This window comes from Microcoleus sp. Pol12A5, from assembly GCF_036701435.1.
Lineage (GTDB): Bacteria > Cyanobacteriota > Cyanobacteriia > Cyanobacteriales > Microcoleaceae > Microcoleus.
Map to the genome: position 1 here is coordinate 1 of NZ_JAUBQU010000019.1, position 1,599 is coordinate 1,599.

Below are 1,599 nucleotides of genomic sequence, written 5' to 3' on the forward strand. Positions count from 1 at the left end.
CTGGCAAAACGCCTCGAAGAAGTCGGTTGTGCGACAGTCATGCCTTTAGGTTCGCCCATCGGTTCAGGGCAAGGGATCAACAATGCGGCAAACATTCAAATAATTATTGACACGGTAAATGTTCCTGTGGTTGTCGATGCGGGGATCGGAACGCCCAGCGAAGCAGCCCGAGCAATGGAAATGGGAGCCGATGCACTCTTGATTAATTCCGCGATCGCCAATGCCCAAAATTCCCCGGCAATGGCAAAAGCAATGGGAATGGCAGCAGAAGCGGGGCGGATGGCGTACTTAGCAGGCAGAATGCCGATCAAAGATTACGCGATCGCCTCTTCTCCGCAAACAGGCACTGTCACCTCCAAATAAATAGCCGAATTTTCCTGGGCGCTTTTTTGGTACAGTTGTAAACATCAAAAATATTAAGGATTGTGACTGATGCCTTACATCAAAGATGACGATGGACGCCTGAACAACTTTGCTAAAGAGCCGAAGGTGTATGAAGCCGTACCTCCCAACAAAAATCAGCAACGCAACTATATCATCATGGGAATTGCAGCAGCCATGTTGGTCGCCGGTTTGGTGTATGTGGCTGCTTCCGTCTAAAAGCTGGCCTGAGACTCAAAGCTGCTTCAAATCGCAATTTTAAATAATCCTTCGAGAAACCATGTTTTCCTTTCCCAAGGAAACATGGTTTTTGTGTTTCAATACAAAGCAGGGAGTTGCGACAATCCTGAAGCGTGCCAAGCGAGCTGGAAAGCTAAATAAGACGAGCATAAATTTGGTGTTTTCCTCTTGGCTGTCGGGTTCAGGGACTTGGGTTGCACTTAATCACACTGGTTCGCCACCCACATAAAATTGCCAATTGAAAATCTACAATCCTTTAGTCATCACTGGTGCGATTGGCTGCCTTCGGGGCTTAGTTGCGAGTTATGAGCGATCGAGATTTCAACTCTCAACTCTACAATCTAAAATCTACAATCCAAAATCTAAAACCTAAAACCTAAAATCTAAAATCTAAAATCGGCTGACCCTGATGTCTATTCCTTCCCAAAAAGTTTCTAGCTCGAACAAGCTGATCTACCAACGCTTGAAACAGGCGATCGACCTCAATTTACGCCGTCAAATTTTTATTGCAGCCTGTGACGACTTGTGCTTGCGGGACTGTCTGGCAGCCCGCTTGCAGGCAGAATTAGCCGCAGAGAGCCCAGGCTCCGATCCTCGCTCCCCGATCGACTACCCCCGATTTGTCAGTTTGGAACTTGACTTGAGCGATCCAAATCCTTGGGGTTCCATCGCCGCATGGCTGACCCACCACCCACCGCCACAAAACAGGGGCAGCTACAGCCCTTTGCCGGGATTTCAAATTCTTGGGGCAGAACACCTGACCAGGCAGTCAGCAGCCGTGCAGTGGTCGTTCCTGAGCTATTTGAGAGACATCGAAGCAAACCTGCAAATGTGCGAGTCTACTCTGTTGCTGTGGGTGTCGCGGCCCTGGCTAAGTTCGATCGAGCAATCGGCGCCGGAATTTTGGCACTGGCGAACCGGAGTATTTGAGTTTGAAGGCGAACCAACTCCAGCTAAGGGAGACTTCGGGCACTTTGA

Annotated in this window: 2 protein-coding genes and 1 pseudogene; all 3 read left to right on the top strand. The window is 49.0% G+C overall.

Going from position 1 to position 1,599, the window contains the following annotated elements; translation table 11 throughout:
- On the top strand, positions 1-363 hold a 363-nt coding region (locus QUA45_RS07585), incomplete at its 5' end, for a HisA/HisF-related TIM barrel protein (protein ID WP_333220135.1).
- Positions 364-432: 69 nt separating this feature from the next.
- Entirely contained in the window at positions 433-600 is a 168-nt protein-coding gene (gene psb34, locus QUA45_RS07590) for a photosystem II assembly protein Psb34 (RefSeq protein ID WP_106333461.1), read from the top strand.
- A 430-nt stretch (positions 601-1,030) separates the two neighbouring features.
- Positions 1,031-1,599, top strand: a pseudogene (locus QUA45_RS07595) (hypothetical protein); the annotation flags it as partial.

What these genes read in the sequence shown, in the direction of transcription:
- psb34 (WP_106333461.1), top strand. Translation starts at nt 433, where the DNA reads ATGCCTTACATCAAAGATGACGATGGACGCCTGAACAACTTTGCTAAA.